A 2070-nucleotide genomic window follows, 5' to 3' on the forward strand; every position below is an offset into this window, starting at 1 on the left:
TCTCGCTGAGATCGCGCAGGGTAAGGCGATACCGCAGTCGCCATAGCACCACCAGCGCAACGACGTCGCTCGGGTACTGCGCCCGGTTCAGCAGGCCGGCACTGCGCTCGTTGAACTGTTTGCCGCAGTCGCGGCAGCGGAACCTGCGGTAGCCTTGGGCGGTGCGGTCCGGCCGCTCAATCACCTCCGCCGAACCGCAGTCCATGCACTCCATCTCAGGTCCCCAGCCGCCCATCAACCCGTCAGGAGCCTATCCACGCCTGCCCCAGCTCGCCAGTCTGGGCACTCCTGGCGCGAGCTCTGACAGATCCGACGCCTGGTCGCGCAAGGTGATCGGCTACGCCATCAGCCGCTCCATGGACGCGCGGATCGCCGTGGCAGCGCCGAAGGCGGCCATCCGGACCCGTGCGCCACCCAGAGGCTGCATCCACCACTCGGACCGCAGGTCGCAATACGCATCCGAGGCGTATCGTGAGCTGCTCGCCGCGCACGGCCCGACGGGTTCGATGAGACGACGGGGCAACCCCTACGGCAACGCCAAGAGCTTCATGAAAACGCTCAAGGTCGAGGCCGTCTACCTGGCCGCCTACGAGACCTTTGAGGACGTGACCGCCGACCTTCCGCGGTTCATCGACGACCTCTACAACTCACGACGGCTGCACTCGGCCCCGGGCTATCTCAGCCCCGTGCAGTTCGAGGATCAACACGCCCAGCAGGCGGTCAAAACAGCGGCCTGACCTTGTCCACTCACAGGGGCGCACTCCAATTGCGGTGCAATTTGAGGTGCTGATTGGCAAGGGGCAGAATGCCGCTCACCAGCGCTTTAGGGCGAAACCCTGGTGGGATGCCGGAAGGCTGGGAAAATGAGCCCCCGCCCGGGTAGAGCAGGGGCAGTTCAGGGAGCTTTCATGAACACGCCAGAGACGGCGCTCCAAGCACCGCAGGTGGCATCAACGGGTGCCGCAACCTGGGCGTGTCGAGCGCTATGATGGCAATCAGGGTAATGCCCCGAATCAGAGCTTTTCCGCAACAAGTCGGCAGTTTTTACGGGTGTAACTGGTTGGTTCCCCAAGCTCCCTACAACCTATTGTTGTATCGAGGGTTGGCACGTCTGGCATGTTTCTAGCCATGGAGCAGTTGTGGGGCTCCAGCAAGGAGCCTGCGAAGAGGGGCAAACATGAGTGTCGTTGCCAAGGCCGTGCTCGCTGCCGGCCTGCTGCTTGGTGCTGCACAGGCCGATGCCGCCGTCATCTTCAGCTTCAGCCAGATCGGGCCCTTCCAGCACCCGCCCAGCCAGTTCCCGTTGCCGACCAACACCATCAACGGTCAGCTGATCGTTTCGGACGCGGCCTATGAGAACGGCTTCGCCTACCAGGTGACCAACACGGACCCGGACCCCTACTCCCAATCTTCGCTGGCCGGTCTCCTGTCGCTCCGGATCGAAGGCGGCAACCGCACCAACGTCAACGGTGATTTCGGCTTCGCCACCCTGGACGACTTCACCCAGCAGCGTGGGACCGGCAGCTTCGGCTTCATCAAGTCCTTCGCCCTGTTCGGCGACAGTGAGTCCGGCCTGGGTGGCGCGATCAACTTCCGCGACACGGAGTCTGAATTCTACCTGCAGTTCAGCAGCACGACCTTCACGGGTCAGTTCGGTGCCGACTATGCCAGCGGCTGCACGCAGCCGCTATGCACCTTCTCGGGCACCATCACCACGACCGCTGTGCCGGTCCCTGAGCCCGCGTCCCTGGCACTGTTCGGGATAGGCCTCGTTGGACTAGGGCTGATCTGGCGCAAGCGGCGGGCCTGAACGAACAAGGGCGAGGGTGGAGCCATTTGCTGGCCATCCTTGGCTCACGCTGTCGAGACCCGGAACTCGCCCGATCGGCAGAGCTTTAATCTGGTGCTGTCCACCAGCAGGTGCACGAGCGCTTGCTCGCCACGTGCCGCAGCACCTTGAACGTCGTGCACGGTCGCTTGCACGCCACACGGCCGGGGTACCTTGAGTGACCCTCCCCCGTGTTGGTGGAGACTTCAGATAAGCTCCTGCGGGAGCGAGGTGCCCTGATG

The 2070-nt window shown here is 63.7% G+C and carries 2 protein-coding genes and 1 pseudogene; 2 read left to right on the forward strand and 1 reads right to left on the reverse strand.

Annotation, left to right across the window (positions count from 1 at the left end; translation table 11 throughout):
- Positions 1-214 (reverse strand): annotated as a pseudogene (locus ACFFIC_RS08075) (hypothetical protein); the annotation flags it as partial.
- On the opposite strand from ACFFIC_RS08075, the gene ACFFIC_RS08080 reads away from it, so the two are divergent.
- Together ACFFIC_RS08080 and ACFFIC_RS08085 are read left to right on the forward strand one after the other, a co-directional pair.
- Positions 204-737, forward strand: coding sequence for a transposase (locus ACFFIC_RS08080; protein ID WP_377049667.1), 534 nt, complete (start codon positions 204-206; stop codon positions 735-737). The pseudogene ACFFIC_RS08075 and the gene ACFFIC_RS08080 sit on opposite strands and share 11 nt — an antisense overlap.
- A gap of 440 nt (positions 738-1177) precedes the next feature.
- Positions 1178-1810, forward strand: a complete 633-nt coding sequence (locus ACFFIC_RS08085) for a PEP-CTERM sorting domain-containing protein (RefSeq protein WP_377049668.1) — start codon at positions 1178-1180, stop codon at positions 1808-1810.
- Positions 1811-2070 lie beyond the last annotated feature (260 nt).

Source organism: Muricoccus vinaceus, from assembly GCF_042433125.1.
In the GTDB taxonomy this organism is placed as follows: domain Bacteria; phylum Pseudomonadota; class Alphaproteobacteria; order Acetobacterales; family Acetobacteraceae; genus Roseomonas; species Roseomonas vinacea.

Excerpts from the sequence above, each read along its gene's own strand:
- ACFFIC_RS08080 (WP_377049667.1), top strand. The coding sequence starts at position 204 with ATGCACTCCATCTCAGGTCCCCAGCCGCCCATCAACCCGTCAGGAGCC.
- ACFFIC_RS08085 (WP_377049668.1), top strand. The coding sequence starts at position 1,178 with ATGAGTGTCGTTGCCAAGGCCGTGCTCGCTGCCGGCCTGCTGCTTGGT.